Source organism: Cupriavidus sp. YR651, from assembly GCF_900101625.1.
Classification (GTDB): Bacteria; Pseudomonadota; Gammaproteobacteria; order Burkholderiales; family Burkholderiaceae; genus Cupriavidus.
Genome location: NZ_FMYZ01000014.1, coordinates 43775 through 64075 on the forward strand (window position 1 = coordinate 43775; position 20301 = coordinate 64075).

At 64.9% G+C, this 20301-nt stretch carries 15 protein-coding genes; 10 read left to right on the top strand and 5 right to left on the bottom strand.

Going from position 1 to position 20301, the window contains the following annotated elements:
- Positions 1 to 21: 21 nt before the first annotated feature.
- Complete coding sequence (locus BLR29_RS26775) at positions 22 to 801, bottom strand: SDR family NAD(P)-dependent oxidoreductase (protein WP_092141413.1); 780 nt, start codon at positions 799 to 801, stop codon at positions 22 to 24.
- Between the two features lie 225 nt (positions 802 to 1026).
- On the opposite strand from BLR29_RS26775, the gene BLR29_RS26780 reads away from it, so the two are divergent.
- The 7 genes from BLR29_RS26780 (at position 1027) to BLR29_RS26810 (ending at position 7429) form a co-directional block, all read left to right on the top strand.
- Positions 1027 to 1569: a VOC family protein gene (locus BLR29_RS26780; protein WP_092141416.1), complete on the top strand. Its 543-nt coding sequence runs from the start codon at positions 1027 to 1029 to the stop codon at positions 1567 to 1569.
- 238 nt (positions 1570 to 1807) lie between these two features.
- The gene (locus BLR29_RS26785) at positions 1808 to 2839 is read left to right on the top strand and encodes a LacI family DNA-binding transcriptional regulator (protein WP_092141419.1); all 1032 of its coding nucleotides are present in this window, start codon (positions 1808 to 1810) and stop codon (positions 2837 to 2839) included.
- A 175-nt stretch (positions 2840 to 3014) separates the two neighbouring features.
- Complete coding sequence (locus tag BLR29_RS26790; protein ID WP_092141422.1) at positions 3015 to 3992, top strand: zinc-binding dehydrogenase; 978 nt, start codon at positions 3015 to 3017, stop codon at positions 3990 to 3992.
- Positions 3993 to 4217: 225 nt separating this feature from the next.
- On the top strand, positions 4218 to 5186 hold the full coding sequence (locus tag BLR29_RS26795) for a Bug family tripartite tricarboxylate transporter substrate binding protein (protein ID WP_092141425.1): 969 nt from the start codon (positions 4218 to 4220) through the stop codon (positions 5184 to 5186).
- Between the two features lie 32 nt (positions 5187 to 5218).
- Positions 5219 to 5725: a 2,4'-dihydroxyacetophenone dioxygenase family protein gene (locus tag BLR29_RS26800; RefSeq protein ID WP_092141428.1), complete on the top strand. Its 507-nt coding sequence runs from the start codon at positions 5219 to 5221 to the stop codon at positions 5723 to 5725.
- 49 nt (positions 5726 to 5774) lie between these two features.
- On the top strand, positions 5775 to 6746 hold the full coding sequence (locus BLR29_RS26805) for a Bug family tripartite tricarboxylate transporter substrate binding protein (protein ID WP_092141431.1): 972 nt from the start codon (positions 5775 to 5777) through the stop codon (positions 6744 to 6746).
- Between the two features lie 5 nt (positions 6747 to 6751).
- Entirely contained in the window at positions 6752 to 7429 is a 678-nt protein-coding gene (locus tag BLR29_RS26810; RefSeq protein ID WP_092141434.1) for a Crp/Fnr family transcriptional regulator, read from the top strand.
- Between the two features lie 8 nt (positions 7430 to 7437).
- On the opposite strand, the gene BLR29_RS26815 is transcribed toward BLR29_RS26810, so the two are convergent.
- The 3 genes from BLR29_RS26815 to BLR29_RS26825 form a co-directional block, all read right to left on the bottom strand.
- Entirely contained in the window at positions 7438 to 7947 is a 510-nt protein-coding gene (locus tag BLR29_RS26815) for a 2,4'-dihydroxyacetophenone dioxygenase family protein (RefSeq protein ID WP_092141437.1), read from the bottom strand.
- Between the two features lie 39 nt (positions 7948 to 7986).
- Complete coding sequence (locus tag BLR29_RS26820) at positions 7987 to 8493, bottom strand: ester cyclase (RefSeq protein ID WP_092141440.1); 507 nt, start codon at positions 8491 to 8493, stop codon at positions 7987 to 7989.
- A gap of 197 nt (positions 8494 to 8690) precedes the next feature.
- The gene (locus tag BLR29_RS26825; RefSeq protein WP_092141612.1) at positions 8691 to 9563 is read right to left on the bottom strand and encodes a LysR family transcriptional regulator; all 873 of its coding nucleotides are present in this window, start codon (positions 9561 to 9563) and stop codon (positions 8691 to 8693) included.
- 100 nt (positions 9564 to 9663) lie between these two features.
- Here BLR29_RS26825 and BLR29_RS26830 point away from each other — a divergent pair, with 100 nt between their 5' ends.
- Together BLR29_RS26830 and BLR29_RS26835 are read left to right on the top strand one after the other, a co-directional pair.
- The gene (locus tag BLR29_RS26830) at positions 9664 to 10737 is read left to right on the top strand and encodes an alkene reductase (RefSeq protein ID WP_092141443.1); all 1074 of its coding nucleotides are present in this window, start codon (positions 9664 to 9666) and stop codon (positions 10735 to 10737) included.
- A 107-nt stretch (positions 10738 to 10844) separates the two neighbouring features.
- On the top strand, positions 10845 to 11738 hold the full coding sequence (locus BLR29_RS26835) for an ATP adenylyltransferase family protein (protein ID WP_092141615.1): 894 nt from the start codon (positions 10845 to 10847) through the stop codon (positions 11736 to 11738).
- Positions 11739 to 11788: 50 nt separating this feature from the next.
- Here BLR29_RS26835 and BLR29_RS26840 read toward each other — a convergent pair whose 3' ends face one another.
- Positions 11789 to 13963, bottom strand: coding sequence for a TonB-dependent siderophore receptor (locus BLR29_RS26840; protein ID WP_092141446.1), 2175 nt, complete (start codon positions 13961 to 13963; stop codon positions 11789 to 11791).
- Between the two features lie 434 nt (positions 13964 to 14397).
- Between BLR29_RS26840 and uvrA the strand changes: the two genes are divergently transcribed.
- Positions 14398 to 20259: an excinuclease ABC subunit UvrA gene (gene uvrA, locus BLR29_RS26845; protein WP_092141449.1), complete on the top strand. Its 5862-nt coding sequence runs from the start codon at positions 14398 to 14400 to the stop codon at positions 20257 to 20259.
- Positions 20260 to 20301: the final 42 nt, after the last annotated feature.

Here is a 20301-nt window from a genome sequence, read left to right on the forward strand (position 1 = left end):
TTAAGGGAATGGAACGCGGTGTCAGCGCAACAGCCGCCAGCCGCCGTCAACGGTGAATTCGCCGCCTGTGATGTAGCCGGCCTGGTCCGACGCCAGGAAGGCAATCAGGTTGGCGACATCCTCGGGCTTGCCTTCGTCGGCGAGCGGAATGCGCCGGCCTGCCGTTCGGGGATCGACACCGCCCGCCGCCTGCCGTTGCTTGTATTGGTCGAAGATGGTTTCGAGCATCGGCGTGGCGATCTTGCCGGGGTGGACGGAATTGCAGCGGATCTGGTGGCCGTTTTCGGACCCGGCCAGCGCCACGGTCTTGGTCAGTTGCGTCACCGCGCCCTTGCTGGCGCCATAGGCGACGCTTTGCAGGGTCGGGTAATACGCACCGACGGAGGCGAGATTGACGATGGCGCCCTTGCCGGTCTTGCGCATTGCCGCGATGCCTTCGCGGCAGCCCAGGAACGTCCCGTCAAGGTTGACGGCCATGACACGCCGGAAGTCGGCGAGAGTGGTGTTGGCGAGCGTGCCATTGACCACATCGCCGACGATGCCGGCCGCATTGACGAGCACGTCGAGCCGCCCATGGCGCTCAAGGATGGCCGCGATCGTGGCTTTCCAATCCGACTCACTGGTGACGTCCAGCGCCATGAACTCGGCGCCAATCCGGTCCGCCACCGCGGCACCGTTGCCGCCCGCAAGATCGGCAATGACGACGCGCGCACCGCGCTCCGCCAGCAGGCGGGCGGTAGCGGCCCCGATGCCGCTCGCGCCGCCGGTCACCAGCGCCACCTGGTCCTTGAACTGAGTCATCTCGATAGTCTCCTGTGGGTTGTCTGAAAGCATGGTTTCCTGCACATCATCTGATTTTGTGCTGGAATGAAGAAACGTTTCTACACGTGGTTATGATTGTTGGTGCCACGAAAGATGCGGGCAATCATGGTAAACACTACCAACCTTGATGCAGCGTTGCGGCTATATTGTAAAAACGTTTCTGCAAAGGCGGGACGGCAACATTCAGACGACAAGGAGACAGCGATGAGTTATTTGTTCGGCGGCGTCCGGCAGCTTGGCTACGTGGTGAGCGACATTGAGAAGGCCATGGCTCACTGGACGGAAAAGCTGGGCGTCGGGCCGTGGTTCTACAAGGAAGACGTGGGAACGACGGAATACCGCTACTACGGCAAGCCTGCGACGCCGCCGAAGCTGTCGATCGCGCTGGCCAACTCCGGCGACCTGCAGATCGAGCTGATCCAGCAGAGGGACGACGCCCCGTCGCTCTACCTGGACTCGCTCAAGCGCAGCGGCGAAGGTGCGCAGCACATCGCCTACTGGACGGAAGACCGCTTTGACGAAATCGTGGCCCACCTCCTGGAGGCCGGCTATGTAGAGGGGCATGGTGGCCGGATGGGGCCGCGCGGACGCTTTGCCTACTTTGTGAATCCGGAACTGCCCAGCGGCATGTTCGAGATCTCCGAACTGACCGGTGGCAAGGGCGAGTACTTTGCCGAGGTCAGGCGGGCAGGGCTGGCCTGGGATGGCAAGGGACAGGCCATCCACCAGATCGGCGCGCCGCGCTAGCGCACCGCCTGGCCTGCAGGCCGGCCACTTGCCGGCTGGTTGTTTCTCCGGCGGCAGGCCCTGAAGAGTCCGCGTCCCCTGGTGAGCTAGAATGCCTGACGTCCAGGAATGACGCGTACTCGTCGCTGGCTCGCCGCGCTGCCGTGGCGGCCGGCGCTATAAAAGAGCCGGGGAGGGAGTCGATGTTGCAGTCTTGTGTCAGGCCCGTTGCGGCACAACGAATCGCGAAACGTAGCCGATGAAGCCACGCATCACGATCCGTGAGGTTGCCAAGGAGGCCGGTGTTTCGATTGGCACGGCGTCCCGCGCGCTCAATCGGGCCGGACGCGTCAGCGAAGCCGCGATCGCCGCGGTTACCAAGGCGGCGCGGCAACTGGGGTACGAACCCGACGCCATCGCGCAGAGCATGCGCACGCGCTCGTCCGGCGCCATCGGCCTGATCGTGTCGGATCTCGCCAACCCGCTTTACGCCAGGATCATCACTTCCGTCGAGGCCGCGCTGCAGGCAGCCGGGTACGCGTTGCTGATCGCCAGCACGCATAACGACGGGAAACGCGAAAAGAACCTGATCGACCTGTTCCGCCGCCGACGCGTGGATGGCCTGATCCTGGGGCCCTGCGAGACGGAAAATCCCAAGCTGCTGGAGCAACTCTCCCAGGAGATGCCGGTCATCGCACTCGACCGCGATTTCGGCCCGACCGGCACCGGTGTCTATGTCGATCACTACACCGGCGCGCTGCAGGCGACCCGCTACCTGCTGAACCTGGGCCACACACGCATCGCGCTGCTGACGCCGGGCAGCGTACTGCGTCCGGGCCGGGAACGTATCGCCGGCTTCAAGGCGGCATACAAGGAGCAGGATCTTGAACCGGTGCCGAAACTGATCCGATGCGAGAAATCCGCAATGGATTTCGCGTTTACCGAAGCGCTCTCGCTGCTGTCCGGATCCGATGCGCCCACGGCCTTCATGTGCCTCGGCACGCGCATCCTGGCCGGGGTGTTGCAGGCGATGCGGCATACCGGCAGGACAGCCCCCGGGGATGTGAGCGTGATCAGCATCGGCGACACAGACTTGTCGCAGCTATTCAGCCCGTCCATCACGTCGTTGACGTGGGACCTGGAGATCGTCGGCACCGTGCTCGCGCAGCTCATGCTCAAGCAACTGGAACGCGACGCAGACATCGAACCCGAGACCATCGTGATTACCACGCAACTCGTGCTCCGCGAGTCATGTGGCCCCGCCACCGCGCGCAAGAAAGCCACCGCGTAGCCGCTGCGCCATCCGTTCCCGGGTCAGCAATGCCGCCTTCATTCGAGGCGGCATTTTTTTGTCCAGCGAGTCCTTGCTCAAACTGCGAAAACGTTTCTACAATGGACACACCATGCGTGGTGACGACGTGACAGCGTGACTGCGTTCCAGACCTATACGACAGGAGACACATGCAATGAAAGCTGCGATTCGCGGTGAGACGGGACTTGCTTTTGCAGAGTTGGAGATCCCTCGACCCAAGCCCACTGAAATCCTCGTGAAAGTCCGCGCCAGTTCCCTGAATCGCGCCGACTTGTCGCTGGTCGACGGGAAGGCGCACGGGGCCGCCGGCGGGACCGGTACGCCGCTGGGCCTGGAATGGTCGGGGGATGTAGTGGAGGTAGGCGCGGACGTCACGACGTACCGGGTGGGCGACAAGGTGATGTGCTCCGGCCTCGGCGGCTTTGCCGAGTACGCGGTCACGGATTGGCGGCGCGCCTTCCCGTTTCCGGACCCGGAGATGGACTACGAGACCGGCGCCTGCCTGTCCGTCGCACTGCGCACGACCCATACGGCGATGCGTCATCTGGCCGGGCTTGAAGCCGGGCAGACCGTGATGGTGCTGGGCGCTTCCTCTGGCGTTGGTCTGATGGCCTTGCAGGTGGCAAAGCATTTTGGCGCCAGCCTGGTCATCGGCACGTCGACGAAGCCCGATCGCCGCGCACGCCTGGCAGCGTTTGGCGCCGACATCGCGCTCGACAGCAACGACCCTAACTGGGGGAAGGCCGTGCTGGAGCACACCGATGGTCGCGGCGTGGATCTGCTGGTCGATTTCCTGGCCGGGCCGTTTATCAACGACAGCATGCGCGCGGTGAAGATCGGCGGACGCATCGTCAATATCGGCCGGATGGCAGGGGAGAGCGGAGAATTCGACTTCGATCTCCATTCGTTGCGCCGCATCCAGTACCTCGGCATGACCTTCCGGACCCGCACCGTCGAGGATTTCGGCGAGATTGCCGAACGCGTGCAACGCGACTTCTGGCCGGCTCTGCGGCAAGGACAGCTTCGCCTGCCGATCGATGTCAGGCTGCCGCTGGACCGTGTCGCCGAGGCTTGCGAGATGATGCGCAGGAACACGCATTTCGGAAAGATCGTTCTGACGCAGGGCGCATAAGCCTCGCGCGACGCCCGAGCTGGCGACCTCCGCCAGCCCTCCGTGCACGCGCTCCGGCGCGCGCACAATCCTCACAAAATTCTCACGGGTTTACCACCATTTGATTTGCGCTCTCGCCATCGCACAATTTGTGGAAACGTTTCTTCTCGTTCCAGAAAATGCCACGTCCGATGGCAAGCGAACACGGAGCGATGAACGCGTGAAAGACAGAAGTTGGAGACAAAGATGAAGACCTACGCCGCCCTCGGTTTCCTCGCAGCAGTCGTGTTGTCCTTTGGCGCGCAGGCGCAGGGCGAAGCCAGCTATCCGAACCGGCCGATCCGCCTGATTGTCCCGACCGCGCCGGGCGGCGGTGGCGACGTGTTCGCCAGAATCCTCGCGGACCAGCTCGGCCGGCGCCTGAAGCAGCCGCTTGTCGTCGAGAACAACGCCGGCGCGGCCGGCACCATCGCGATCGGCCAGCTCGCACGGGCCACGCCGGATGGCTACACGATCGGCCTTGGCACGATGACGACGACCACGCTGGCCCCGGCCGTCTACCAGGCGCTGCCCTATGACCCGGTCAAGGACCTGACGACCATCGCCCGCGTGGGAACGTCACCGATCATCCTGGTCGCCACCAAGGACTTTCCCGCCAACAACCTGAAGGAACTCGTGGCCGTGGCGAAGAAGAGCGCGTCGCCGCTGCAGTTCGGCACCTGGGGACTGGGCTCCACCGGACACTTCTGCGCGGAGGTGCTGGCGCAGAAAACCGGTATCAAGCTGGACCACATCCCGTTCAAGGGCACCTCGCCGGTGGTGACGGCCATGTTGGGCGGCGTGGTGAAGCTGGCCTGGCTGGACATCGGCAGCGGCACCTCGGCGGTGAAGACCGGCAAGATCAAGCCGCTGGCCATGTGCACGCGTCGCACCGCGAATTTCCCCAATGTGCCTACCTACAAGGAGCAGGGGGTCGATTTCGACCAGTGGACGGGCTGGGCGATGTTCGCGCCCGCGGGCCTGCCAAAGCCGATCACGGAAAAGCTTGCGGCAGCCGTGCAGGAGACGCTCAAGGATCCGGCGGTGACGAGCAAGATGGCCGATCTCGGCATCACGCCTGACTACGTCGCCGGCAGCGAACAGGCCGCGATCAATGCGCGCGATATCGACGTGTGGAAGCGCGTCGCCCGCGAAGCCAACATCAAGCTCGACTAAAACATTCCTATCCATCTCTCCTGGAGGTAGCCATGCCATTGCCGAAGGTTGTCACGCACCAGGACCGGCTCTTGTCGGTCAACATCAACGAATCGCACGAGTTTCCCGGCTCCGAGCCGGGCTCGACCATCATTCCGCTGTTCCTCGATCGCGAAAACGGCGTCTGGGTGCTCTACGGCAAGTTCGAGCCGGGCACGACGCTCCCGCCCCATTTCCACACCGGCACCGTGCACTTCTTCACGACCAAGGGGCAGTGGAACTACATCGAGTATCCCGAGGACCCGCAAACCGCAGGCAGCTACCTGTATGAGCCCGGCGGCTCGGTGCATACCTTCTCCGTGCCCGCCGATGCGAAGGAGCCCGCTGAAGGCTTCATGGTTGTCTACGGTGCCAATGTGATCTTCTCCGAAGGCGAATTCCAGAGTGTCCGCGACGCCGGCGCGATCGAAGAGGGCATCCTCGCGGCCGCACGCAAGGCCGGGATTCCGGTGCCGCGCTACATCCGCCCCAAGGGGGGCGCGGAGTTCTCCGTGGGCTGAAGCGTTCCCGGAGCTGGCAGGTCAGAACAAAACACAGGAGACAACTGTCATGAAGCCTTCCCTCTGCAGCAGCCTCGCGGCGATCTGCATGTCGCTTGCCACGGTCGCCTTTGGCCAGCCCACCGGCGACTATCCCACCCGCCCGGTCAAGCTGATCGTGCCCTCTGCCGCCGGCGGGGGCGCGGACGCCTTTGGCCGGCTGCTGGGCGATCAACTGAGCAAGCGCCTGAAGCAGCCGTTTGTCGTGGAGAACATCGCCGGCGCGGCCGGAACGATTGCCATCGGACAACTGGCGCACGCCAGGCCCGATGGCTACACGATCGCACTGGGCACGATGACCACGACCACGCTGGCGCCGGCGGTCTACCACCAGCTGCCTTACGATCCGGTCAAGGGCCTGACCACGCTGGCACGGGTCGGCACCTCGCCGATCATCCTGGTCGCCACCACCGACCTGCCCGCCAACAACCTCAAGGAATTGATCGAATTGGCGAAGCGCAGCCAGAAACCGATCCAGTTCGGCACCTGGGGCCAGGGCTCGACCGGCCACTTCTGTGCCGAAGTACTGGCGCAGAAGGCGGGCATCAAGCTGGACCATATCCCGTTCAAGGGTGGTGCCGCGGTCATGACGGCCATGATGGGCGATGTCATCAAGGTCGGCTGGCTCGATATCGGCTCCGGCACGGCCGCGGTGAAGACGGGCAAGATCAAGCCGCTGGCGATGTGCACGCGGCGGACTGCCAACTTCCCGAACGTTGCCACCTACAAGGAGCAGGGCGTCGACTTCGATCAATGGACCGGCTGGGCGATGTACGCGCCGGCCGGCGTGCCGAAGCCGATCGTCGACAAGATCGCGGCGGCACTGAAGGACACGCTGCAGGATCCCTCCGTCATGGCGAAGATGAACGACTGGGGCATCACACCCGACTATCTTGGCGGCGCGGAGCAGGCCGCCGTCAACGTGCGGGAGATCGAGGTCTGGAAGCGCGTGGCGCGGGAGGCCAACATCACGTTGGATTGACGGCCATGCCAGGCGTCGCGGAAGCCCGCCGCCATGGTGGCGAGGCACTGCTGTCCCCCGAGCTGGAGGCTGCGTTGCGCGCCAACGTCATGCGCCGGCAACTGGCGAGGAACGAAGTGCTGTTCACCTACGGCTCCTCGCCGGAGGCGCTGTTCTGCGTGGCGCGCGGACGCATACGCTTCAGCGTCACGGCGGCCAACGGCCGTGAAGCCGTTCTCAGCGTGCTGGAGCCTGGGCAATGGTTCGGCGAGGTCTCGTTGTTCATGGATGCGCCCCGCGTCTACGATGCGCGCGCGGTGGTCGATTGCGAGGTGCTCGTGGTGCCCGCGCAGGCGTTCCATGCCATCGTCGATCACCGCCCGGCGTTCCTGATGGAATTCACGCAACTGATCTGCTCGCGCTATCGCTGGGCGCTGGAGTGGATCGACGAGACGATCCTGCAACCGTTGCCGGTACGGCTGGCGCGCCGCCTGCTGGCGGCGCAGCATGCGCACGCGCTGTCGGAGGCGGCCGACGGGGATGCGGCGCTGCACTTGTCTCAGGAGGACCTGGGGCACATGCTGGGCGTCTCCCGCCAGAGCATCAACCGGCAGCTCAAGGCGTGGGAAGCCCAGGGGATCCTGCGGCTCGACTACGGCAGCGTCACCCTGCTGGACCAGGACGCCTTGCGGCGCCTGGCCTGACGCGCTGGTTACTTCGCGCTGGCAAATTCCGCGCCGCCTCTGGGGCGGATGTACTTTGGCATCGGCATGGCGCCCAGCTTCACGGCAGCCAGCAGTGCCGCCTCGATGGCGCCGGCATCCATGATGCTGTGGTACTCGCCATTGACGAAGTTGATGTTGGCGCCATGGACCACCATCAGGCCTTCGGCCGGCTCGCTGGCATCGGCCGGCACCATGAAGGTGTGCATGGAGCCACCGGGTTCGAACAGGTAGCTGCCCGCCGTCTGCGGATCGTCCGGATACTCGGCGTAATGCCACATGCCGCGCGTGGTGTAGAAATGCACCGTGCCCGTATGGAAATGCGTGGGCAAGACCGTGCCCGGTTCGAATTTTCCGAAGAGCACCCAGACCCCGTTCTCGCGATCCAGGAACAGTGGGGTGATGGTGGTTCCCGGCACTTCCGTCGGCAGGCGCGGGACTTGGTTGGTGTTGATCGTCAGCAGGTGTTCCTGATGGGTCGTGGCTTCCGGCAAAGGCATGTCGATGTCTCCGTGGCAATCGTGATCGGTGATGGCGACTTACGCCGCGGCGGCGTGGTCTGCTGCCGTGTCCCGCAACAGGCCGGCAAGGGCCCGCGCCTTCTCTTCGGCAGGCAAGCCGGCCAGTAGCTGCTGCATCATGGTCAGGCTGTCGTAGTAGATGCGTTCGCAGGTCAGCGTCTCGCCGTCGAACAGGAAGAGCGCGATCATGCGGCAGCGGAACGGTTTCCCCGTCGGCGGCAGGCCGTTCAGGTTGCCGCGATGCGTGCCGAGCAGCCAGAACTCGACGATCACGGCGTCATCGGTATGCCGGAGCTGGATGATCTCGCTGCGCTGGTCCGGAAAGGCCACGCGGCTTTGCGTGTAGTACTTCCGGACGTCAGCGTTGCCATCGAACACTGCGCCGCTCGCGATGAGCTCGTAGTGCGGATGCGGGAAGGTTGACAGGACCGCATCGAAATCCTGCCGGATCTCGTCGGCAAAGTGATCGCGAACCACGCGTTCGCGAAGCGTGCGCAGGTCTGCGCCAGTGGTTGTTGTCGTCATCGAAGTCTCCGTCGCACTTTTGTGAGGGCGCTGCCGTGCTGGTTCTGGATGGCAGTGCGCCGGAGGCAATTATCGGCATGGGAGCCGAGGAAGACTGTCGCGGATTGGCGGTTCAGGCGGCGTGTTTTCAGCCACCAGCAAGGACGTTGCGTTGACGACCGGGTGATCGCAACGGGCTGAGCTACTGCTCTATCGCTTTATTGCCCCAGACGGTCCCGGAGGAACTCGATGAAGCGCTGTGTCTTCGCCGGCAGCAGGCGGGTCTCGGTGATCGCATAGACGGGCATCGGCGTGCCTTGCCATTCCGGCATGATCTGGCGCAGCTTCCCGCTGGCGAGTTCATCCGCGACGATTTCCTGCGGCATCAGGACGATGCCCATATCGAGCGTTGCCAGGCGGCGGCTCATGCCAACGCTGTTGAGGATGAACCGCCCACTCACCGGCACCGTGGCGGTTCGCTTCCCGTCGTGCAACGTCCACGAGCCCGCCTTCAGGATGGTCAGGCACTCTCGCCGCGCCAGATCGGCGGGGTCGTCTGGCTCGCCCATTTTTTTAAGGTAGCCGGGCGAGGCATAGAGTTGAGGCGTGAGTGAGGCCAGCGTGCGTGCGATCAGTTGCGAGTTCTCGGACTCTCCCATGCGGATCGCCACGTCGAACGGCTCGCTGACCAGATCGACGCGTCGGGGCGTCAGGTCGAAATCGAAAGTGAGGCCGGGATAGAGGCCGGCAAACTCGGCGATCAAGGGCGCCAGGTAGGTGACCGCGAAATCCACCGGCAGCGACGCGCGCAGCACGCCGGTGGGCTGCGCGAGCATTTCGCCGAGTTGCTCATGTGCCAGCCGGGCTTCATCGACGATGCGCTTACATCGGTCGAAGTAAATCTGACCGGCCTCGGTCAATTCGATCTTGCGTGTTGTGCGATGCAGCAGGCGCAACCCGATCGCCTTCTCCAGCGCGCTGATTCGGCGCGACAGGGTCGAGTTCGGCACGCCCATTGCCTCCGCTGCACTGCGAAAGCCCCTGGCTTTGACGACCTCCACGAACAACGCCATGTCGTTCAGCAGTTCCATGTTCATTGCTCCATTAATGGATCAATGTTATCCGAATCACCATATTTATCCCGAATGGGAAGCAAGCGATGATGTCTTCCATCCATCAGAGGAAGTCATCATGAGCAAACTATTCGATCCCGTCCGCGTCGGCCGCCACACGCTGCAAAACCGCCTGGTCATGGCACCGATGACTCGCAGCCGTGCCCAATTCGATGGCACGCCGGGCGAGTTGGCCGCCGAGTATTACGCCCAACGCGCCAGCGCTGGCCTGATCGTCGCCGAAGGCACACAGCCCTCGGACGATGGACAGGGCTACCTGACCACGCCGGGCATCTACACCGATGCGCACGTCGCCGGCTGGAAGAGGACCACCGATGCCGTGCATGCCAAGGGTGGCCGCATCTTCATCCAGCTCATGCATGCCGGACGCATGTCGCACCCGGATAACACGCCGCATCATCGTGAGGGCGTCGCGCCGTCAGCGATTGCCCCGGGTACGGGGATGTTCACGGCCAAGGGCATGCAGGACATTCCCGTGCCGCGTGCGCTGACCACCGCGGAAGTGCACCGGACCGTCCAGGATTTCCGCCATGCGGCCCGGCGCGCGGTCGAGGCCGGCGCCGATGGCGTAGAAATCCACGGTGCGAATGCCTATCTGATCCAGCAGTTCTTCGCACCGAGCGCGAACACGCGCACGGACGCATACGGTGGATCGATCGAAAACCGCACCCGCTTCGCCATCGAAGTCGCCACCGCGATTGCCGAAGAAATCGGCGCCGATCGCACCGCGATCCGCCTCTCACCCGGCACGACCATGTGGGGGATCGACGAAGGTGACGAAGGGCCGGATTTGTACCGCTACCTCGTCGCCGAGCTCGACAAGCTGGGACTGGCCTACCTGCACATCATGCATCAGGGCAACGACCCGCTGCTGGCCGATATCCGCAAGCGCTGGAAGGGCTCGCTGATCCTGAACCGGCCGGGCCGCCCGCGTGAGCAGATCGGGGCCGACGTGGCGTCGGGGCTGGCCGATCTGGAGTCCTACGGCCAAATGACGCTTGCGAATCCGGACTTCGTCGACCGCCTGAAGGCCAACGCGCCGATGAACGAGGCCGACCGCAATGGCTTCTTCGGCGGCACGGCGCAGGGCTACACCGATTACCCGACCTTGAGCGAAACCAGAGCCGCCTGAGGCCAGCACCGCAACCTGACCACCAAGGCGTTTCAGGTCCGCTGCGCCCCCGTCAGTTGAGAACTCCCACTGGAGAATCTATGCTGCAGTGGGAGCGCAAGGGGGCCATGCACCATTCAGACTTTCAGCCCGGCACACTGTGGCCGGCCATCGTGCAACGGACGGCACACGCCCTGCAGAGCGGGGCGTTGTGTCCGATCGAAACCGTCCAGTCGTCGATCGAGGACGGCGGCGTGCGGTTTCTGGTCCGCCAGGTGTCGAGCCTGGCCCGCAAGGACAAAGCACGCGGAACGGGCAGTGGCGGGGCCAATCCATTTCTTCCCTATGACCCCGATCTGTTTGTTTCGGATATCTCCGACACCCACGTGGCGTTGCTCAACAAGTTCAATGTCATCGAGCATCACCTGCTTATCGTCACGCGCCGCTTCGAACTGCAGGAATCATTGCTGACCGTGGCGGACTTTGCCGCGCTGTTGGCTTGCATGGCGGAGTTCGGGAGCCTGGGCTTCTACAACGGCGGGGCAGCCGCAGGAGCGAGCCAGCCCCACAAACATCTGCAGGTCGTACCGCTGCCACTTGCCGAGGCGGGCCCGGCGTTGCCGATCGGCCCCTTGCTGGAGTCGGCGCGGATCACCGGCACCATCGGCACCGTCCCCGGCCTGGCATTTGCCAATGCGTTCGCGCCGCTGGATATCTTTGCAGCGCCCGCGCGCGAGATGGCGTGCACGTTGTGCGAGCGCTTCCGTGCATTGCTCGATGCGGTTGGCGTTCGGGCCATCGATGTGGATGGCGGACTGCATCAGTCAGCGCCGTACAACCTGCTGATCATGCCCGCAGGGCTGCTACTGGTGCCACGATCCAGCGAATTCGTGGAAGGCATCTCGGTCAATGCGCTGGGTTTCGCCGGCTCGCTGTTTGTGCGGGACGTGGCGCAGATGCGCGTGATCGAGAGGCTTGGTCCAATGCGTTTCCTCCAACGCGCCGCGGCGGCCGCAGGCTAGCGGGAAGGGGCGCGATCGGCCGAATCGGCCGATCGGATCAAAGCCAGAGCTTAGAACTGGAGCGACGCATTCATCAGGAATGTGCGCGTTGCGGCTGGCAGCACGAAGCCGTCGTACGTGGTGGTCCAGTAGCGGCGGCCGAACACGTTGTTCAGCGCGGCACGGACGGTCAGCGACTTGCCGGCCACGCGCGTGGTGTAGCGCGCGCCGAGGTCGGCGGTGGTGTAGGACGGTATCTGCTGCGTGTTTGCCGAATTCACGTACATCGAACCGGTGACCTTGGCCCCGGTCCACAGCGTCAGGCCGGGCACGAACGGGGTGTCGTACTCCACGCGTCCCGTGAGGATGTAGTTCGGCGTTGCGAACACGCGGTTGCCGTTGATGGCGGGATCGTCCACGTCCCGGGTCTTCGTATGCAGCCACAGCACGCCGCCCATCACGCGCCAGTCACGCGCCACGCGAAGCCAGCCGCTGGTGTCCAGCCCCGTGAACTGCTGGTTGCCGTTCTGCACGAAGACGTTCGACGTGTTGGTGTACTCGTAGCCCTTGTCGACGCGGAACAGCGCCACGTTGGCCCCCCACTTGTCGCGATCGGTCTTGAAGCCCACTTCGTACTGGCGGCTCTTGAGCGGACCGAAAGTTTCGCCGGCGTTGACGTTGGTCACGCTGGCCGAACCACCCTGTTCCAGAGATTCGACGTAGCTGACGTAGGCCGTCGAGAAATTGTCGGTCTTGTACATCAGCGCCACGGTCGGCGTGAACGGATTCGCGCTGTAGTGCGAGGTCTTGACCGCGTCGGGTGTGTAGTTGTCCTGCGTGAAGTTGTTGTAGCGAACGCCCGCCAGCACCGAGAAGCGAGGCGTGAACTGGATGGTATCGCTCAGATAGATCGACTTCTGCTGGATCTTGTAGTCGCGGTAGGGCATGTAGTCCTTGCCCACGTCCGGCTGTTCCGGCAGCAGCACCGGGTTGTACAGGTTGCTGGTGCCCATCGCGATGCCGTTGCCACCAAGGCCGCTGTCGAGCTCGCGCACCTGCGACAGGTAGCCCAGGCCGGCTACGATCTCATGCTTGATGCCACCGGTGTCGAACTTGCCCTGCACCATGGCGTCGTACGCCTGATAGTAGTAGGCGGTCTTCCAGCGATAGTTGGTATCGGCGAAGTCGCCATTGTTGTCGAAGACGTAGAGGAAGCTGTCCGCGTTCAGGCGATTCTGGCGCGCGAAGCGGTACTTGAAGCTGGTCTTCCAGTCGCTGTTGATCCGGTAGTCCACGCCGGTGCCCACGGTCAGCGTATCGGTCTCGTGCGAGGACCAGGGCTGCGCCAGGTTGCGCGCCACGCTGCTGGCGGCAGGAATGGTGTCCGTGCCGAACGACAGGCCAAAGATCGTGCCCTGTGACTTGCGCTTCCAGTACATGACGTCGGCGCTCCACGTCAGGTCCGGCGTGATGCGGAAGTCGGTGGCCAGCGAGAGCGTTTGGCGGCGCACATGCACGCCGGGCTCGTTGGTGTTGCCGTCCTCGTTCACTGCGTTGAAGCGATAGCCGAAGCGATCGTCCATGCCGAAGCGGCCACCTACGTCGAGCTTCTCGCTCCAGACGTTGTTGGTCTGGTAGCCGATGGTCACTTCGCGCAGCGGCTTGTCGGTGGGCCGCTTGGTCACGTAGTTGATGATGCCGCCCGGCGAGCCAAAGCCGTACATGAAGCCCGACAAGCCCTTGAGCAGTTCCACCTGCTCGAATGGCTCCAGCGGGATGTCGGCATCCCAGGTGACGAAGTTCTGGCCGTCCACCTTGGTGCCGTTAAGCATGTCCACGCGCATGCCGCGCACGGCGAAGTACGAGTTCTCGGTTCGCGCGTTGTCCCCCAGCACTTGCACGGCCGGGTCGTACTTGAATACGTCGTTGGCGGTCTGCGCCATGCGCTGCTGGATTTCGTCGCTCGATACGGCCGTCACCGAAAACGGCGTGTCCACGGCCTTGCGATCGCCCAACGCCCCGTTGCTCACACGTTCCACCTTGACGGCCTCGCCACTTCGCTCAGCCACGACGGTCGCGGTCGGCAGCGTAGCGGCAGCATCGCCTTGCGACTGCGCCTTTGCCGGCAGCGACAGGGTCAGCCCGAGTACCGCAATGGCCACGGGCGAGAGGGCAGGCAGGGATGAACGGCAAAAAACGCGCGCGCGCAGGCTGGCGCGCCCGTTGGAGGGACGGTGCGAAGACATAGGTTCCGGGAAGGTTGTAGCGGGAGGTGGTTGTTGTCAGCCCTTGTTTTCCGGGCTGCAAGGTAATCCAAATACAAACGCAAATGCGAAGGATTCGCATTTATAACACACAAGAACCGCGATTAAGCAAACGCTTAGTTTGGCTAGGGGATTGTTGCAATTCACCAACGCGAAGGGAGGAGTCAGCACCCTTCGGAGAGCGAAAAGCGCGCCGGTGGAGGAGCGATTCGGCAGAGCCTTATCGTGGGCGCGGCTTGGTCGATAGATGACTGTATGTTTATACAGTATAGTGGCGGCATTGCCGGAGCAGGCGGTACTGCCCGTCACCCAAAACCCTTCTCGAAGTGTCTGATTTTATTAGGGCATGATGGTGTGTTTTGGTGGCGCAAGAGCACTTCGGTCTTGCTCCTAACCCTTTGATTTGAGAGGCAGAATTGTCCGAACATGGCACGATCCGCATTCGCGGCGCCCGTCAGCACAATCTCAAGAATGTCGACCTGGACCTGCATACGGGCCAGATGACCGTGGTCACGGGCCCGTCAGGCTCCGGCAAGTCCAGCCTGGTATTCGACACGCTCTACGCGGAAGGCCAGCGCCGCTATGTCGAGACCTTCAGCGCCTACGCCCGCCAGTTCCTGGACCGGATGGACCGGCCCCAGGTGGACAAGGTGGACGGTGTGCCACCCGCCATCGCCATCGACCAGACCAATCCGGTACGCAGCTCGCGGTCCACGGTCGGCACCATGACCGAACTGAACGACCATCTGAAGCTGCTGTATGCGCGCGCGTCGGAGCTGTTCGACCGCCAGACCGCGCTGCCGGTACGCCACGACTCACCCGAAACGATTTACGCCGAACTGGTGGCCCGCACGGCCCCCGGCCAGCCGTTTGCGGACGCGCGGCTGGTGGTGACGTTCCCGGTGGAATTGCCTGAGTCCGCCACGGACGAGGAAGTGGAACAGTGGCTGTCCGTCAGCGGCTATACGCGCGTGCATGGCCAGCGCGTCGTGCAGTCGCCCACGGGCAACCGCAAGGTGCTGGACGTGGTGGCCGACCGCTTCCGGATCGGCAATGTCGACAAGGCGCGCGCCCTGGAGGCCATCGAGGCCTCGCTCAAGCGGGGTGGCGGTCGCGTGAGCGTGAGTGTCGTGCCGGACGAGGGCGATGGCCCGGTCTGGAAGTTCTCCACCGGCCTGCACAGCCCCGAAAGTGATATCCGCTACGCCGATCCGCAACCGGCGCTCTTTTCGTTCAACTCCGCCTACGGCGCATGCGAGACCTGCCGCGGCTTCGGCCGCGTGATTGGCGTGGACCTTGGCCTGGTGATTCCCGATGGCCGCAAGTCCCTGCGTGACGGCGCGATCAAGCCGATGCAGACGCCGGCCTGGAAGGAGTGCCAGGATGACCTGATGCGCTACGCCGCGCGTGCCGGCATCCCGCGCGACCTGCCGTGGAACCAGCTCAGCGAGGCCGAGCAGCACTGGGTGGTCCACGGCTCGCCGGACTGGAACGGGCAGTGGAACAAGCAGTGGTATGGCGTGATGCGGTTCTTCAGCTACCTGGAGTCCAAGGCGTACAAGATGCACATCCGCGTGCTCTTGTCGAAGTACCGCAGCTACACGCCGTGCGAGACCTGCGGTGGCGCACGTCTGAAGACGGAATCGATGCTCTGGCGCCTGGGTTCCCGCGACAATGCCGATGCCGTGTTACCCCCGGCGCATCGCTTCCTGCCGCGTGGCGTGGACTGGGACCGCACGCAGCTGGAAGCGCTGCCGGGCCTGACCGTGCACGACCTGATGCTGATGCCGATCGCGCGCATCCGTCGCTTCTTCGACGACCTGACCCTGCCCAGCGCGCTGCTCGACGACGCACTCAAGCTGCTGCTGGCCGAGGTTCGCACGCGCCTGAAATACCTGTGCGACGTCGGCCTGGGCTACCTGACACTGGATCGCCAGAGCCGTACGTTGTCCGGTGGCGAGGTGCAGCGGATCAACCTGACCACGGCGCTCGGCACCTCGCTGGTCAACACGCTGTTCGTACTGGACGAGCCCAGCATCGGGCTGCATCCACGCGACCTCAACCGCATCGTCGAAGCCATGCACCGGCTGCGCGACGCTGGCAACACGCTGGTGGTGGTCGAGCATGACCCGTCGGTGATGCTGGCCGCCGACCGTCTGATCGACATGGGGCCCGGCCCCGGCGAGCGCGGCGGCAACATCATCTTCGACGGCACGCCCGAGCGCATCCGGGGGGAGCACACGCTGACGGGCGACTACCTCGGTGGCCGCCGGCTGGTCACGGACACGTCGCACTGGATCACCCGCCCGGTAGACGCCAGTACGCCGCGCGTTGTGCTGGAGGGTGCCTCCGAGCACAACCTGCGCGATGTGACCGTGGAAATCCCATTGAACCGCCTGGTCTGCGTGACCGGCGTGTCGGGATCGGGCAAGTCCACGCTGTTGCAGGACGTGCTGTACCCGGCCATGGCGCGGCACTTTGGCAAGACCACGGAATCTCCGGGTGCGTTCCGCGACCTGACCGGCGTGGAGCAGGTGGATGACGTCGTGTTCGTCGACCAGTCGCCGATCGGCAAGACCGCGCGGTCGAACCCGGCCAGCTACGTGGGCGCGTTCGACGAGATCCGCAAGCTGTTTGCCAAGGCGCCACTGGCGCTGCAGCGCAGCTATACGGCCGGCACGTTCAGCTTCAACTCGGGCGATGGCCGTTGCCCGACCTGCGGCGGCTCGGGCTTCGAGCATGTGGAGATGCAGTTCCTCTCCGACGTCTATCTGCGCTGTCCGGACTGCGATGGCACGCGCTATCGCGCGGAAGTGCTCGAAGTGAAGATCGAGCGCGCCGCACGCGGCCAGCCGCCGCGCACGCTGAGCGTGGCCGATGTGCTGGAGCTCACCGTCAGCGAGGCCACCGCGCTGTTTGCCGACGATCCGGGCGTGCTGCGCGTGCTGGCGCCGATCGCCGACGTCGGCCTGGAATACGTGAAGCTGGGGCAGCCGGTGCCGACGCTCTCCGGTGGCGAGGCCCAGCGCCTGAAACTGGCGGGCTTCCTGGCGGAAACCGCGCAGGCGCAACCGGTCAGGAACCGCAAGGCGGTGATCCTGCCGAAGCGGCTGTTCATGTTCGACGAGCCGACCACGGGCCTGCATTTCGACGATATCGCCAAGCTGATGCGCGCGTTCGGCAAGCTGCTGGACGGTGGTCATTCGCTGATCGTGATCGAGCATAACCTCGACGTGATCCGCGCGGCGGACTGGCTGATCGACCTGGGCCCGGAAGGCGGCGACGCGGGCGGCGAGGTGCTCTGCGTGGGCACGCCGGAAGACGTCAAGGCCTGCGCCGATTCCCATACCGGCCAGGCGCTGATCCAGTATGACGCCGCGATGGGCGAGGCCGGCACGCTGGCCGCCGAGCGCGCGGAGATTGCCACGCACGGCCTGCCGCTGCAGGCGGCGGTGCAGGCCGCCCGGGCGCGGCGCGCCGTCGAGGGCGAGGGCGTGGTGCGCATCGTCAATGCGCACGAGCACAACCTCAAGGCGCTCAACGTCGATATCCCGCACGGCAAGTTCAATGTGATCACCGGCGTGTCCGGTTCCGGCAAGTCGACGCTGGCGTTCGACATCCTGTTCCACGAGGGCCAGCGCCGTTACCTGGAGTCCCTCAACGCCTATGCGCGATCGATCGTGCAGCCGGCCGGGCGGCCGGAGGTGGACGCCGTCTATGGCATTCCGCCGACGGTGGCCATCGAGCAGCGCCTGTCGCGCGGTGGCCGCAAGAGCACGGTGGCGACCACGTCGGAGGTCTGGCACTTCCTGCGCCTGCTGTATGTGAAGCTGGGCATCCAGCATTGCGTCCACGACGGCGCACCGGTGAAGTCGCAAAGTCCTGCGTCGATCGCCGCCCAGTTGCTGCGGGATTATCGCGGCCAGCACGTTGGTTTGCTGGCGCCGCTGGTGGTGAACCGCAAAGGCGTCTATACGGATCTGGCCAAGTGGGCGCGCGCGCGGGGCAACACCCACCTGCGCGTGGACGGCGAGTTCCTGCCGGTGGACCCGTGGCCACGGCTGGACCGGTTCCGCGAGCACACGATCGAGCTGCCGGTGGGCGACATCGTCGTTTCGCCGGACAACGAGGCGCAACTGCGCGCGCTGCTGGACCAGACGCTGGAAGTCGGCAAGGGCGTGATGCATTTGCTGGCGCCGCTCGACGGGCTGCATGACGCCATGCACGGCGGCGGCGGCACGGGCCATGTGGGCGAGACCAAGGTCTTTTCGACCAAGCGCGCCTGCCCGGTCTGCGGCACCAGCTATCCGGAACTCGACCCGCGCATGTTCTCGTACAACAGCAAGCACGGCTGGTGTTCCACCTGCGTGGGCACCGGTCTGGCGCTGACGCGCGAACAGCGCGCCGTGTATGACGACACCGTGCTGGGCGGCGATGACCGCGGCCGGGAGCAGAGCCTGCCGTCGGAGGAACAGGAGCCGGAAGGCGTGGGCGACACGCCATGCACCGATTGCGGCGGCACGCGCCTGAATGCGGTGGCGCGCGCGGTGACGTTCGATACGAATGCGATCACCGATGTGGCGCAGTGGACCGTGTCCGACACTCGCCGCTGGGTGGACGCATTGCGCCTGACCGGTCGTGACGCGGAGATCGCGCGCGACGTCGTCACCGAGATCGCCAGCCGCCTGCAGTTCCTGGAAGAGGTGGGCCTGGGTTACCTGAGCCTGGATCGTGCCGCGCCGAGCCTGTCTGGCGGCGAGGCGCAGCGGATTCGTCTGGCGGCGCAGCTTGGCAGCAACCTGCAGGGCGTGTGCTACGTGCTGGACGAGCCGACCATCGGCCTGCATCCGCGCGACAACCAGATCCTGCTGGACGCGCTGCGCAAGCTGGGCGACAAGGGCAACACGCTGGTGGTGGTGGAGCACGACGAGGACACGATCCGTCGCGCCGATCACATCATCGACATCGGTCCGGGCGCCGGCAAGCGCGGCGGCCACCTGGTGGCGCAGGGCGGGGTGGCGGCGCTGGCGGCCGCACCGGATTCGACCACCGGCCAGTTCCTGGCGCGGCCGATCATCCATCCTTTACAGGCGCGGCGCGTGGTGAAGCCCGCACGGGCGGGCAAGGAAGCCGAGCCCGCGCAGTGGCTGACCGTTCATGGCGCGCACCTGCACAACCTGCGCGACGTCACGGCGCGGATTCCGCTGTCGCGCCTGGTGGCCATTACGGGCGTCTCCGGTTCGGGCAAATCCACGCTGGCGCGCGATGTGCTGATGACCAACCTGCTCGATGCGGTGGGGCGGTCGGTGATGTCGTCGCCGGCCACGCGCCGCGCCCGGGCGGCCGCGGAGAAGGCCGGCAAGCCGACGGCGACGCGGGCGCTCAGCGTGGAGCACGCCTGGCATGGCTGCGAATCCATCACCGGCTGGGAGTCCGTCGATCGCGTGCTGGAAGTGGATCAGACCCCGATCGGCAAGACGCCGCGCTCGTGTCCGGCTACGTATATCGGCGTGTGGGATGCCATCCGCAAGCTGTTTGCGGAAACACTGGAAGCGAAGGCGCGCGGCTACAAGGCGTCGCGGTTCTCGTTCAATACGGGCGAGGGACGCTGCCCGGCCTGCGAGGGCCAGGGCGTGCGCACCATCGGCATGAGCTTCCTGCCGGACGTCAAGGTGCTGTGCGACGTCTGCCACGGCCAGCGCTTCAATCCGGAAACGCTGGCGGTGACCTGGCGCGGCAAGAACATCGGCGACGTGCTGACGATGGAGATCGACGAAGCCGTGGAGTTCTTCTCGGCCATGACGCAGATCTCGCATCCGCTGCAACTGATGAAGGACGTGGGGCTTGGCTACCTGACGCTGGGGCAGCCATCGCCCACGTTGTCCGGCGGCGAGGCGCAGCGGATCAAGCTGGTGACCGAGCTTTCCAAGGTCCGCGACGACATCACGCGCCGCGGCCAGAAGGCGCCGCACACGCTGTACGTGCTGGATGAACCGACCGTGGGGCTGCATATGGCCGACGTGGCGCGGCTGATCCGCGTGCTGCACCGACTGGCCGATGGCGGCCACAGCGTGGTGGTGATCGAGCACGACCTGGACGTGATTGCCGAGGCGGACTGGATTATCGACCTGGGGCCGGAAGGCGGTGCGGCGGGCGGGACGATCGTCGGCGCGGCGGATCCGGAGGCCCTGTCGCGGATCAAGGTGAGCCATACCGGTGCGGCACTGGTGCCGGTGCTGGCCCGCGAGGCGGAAGGCGAGGCGCGGGCGGTGAGTTGAGGGCGTGCTTCAGGGGGCGGCTGGTTGTGCTCCACGCGTGAA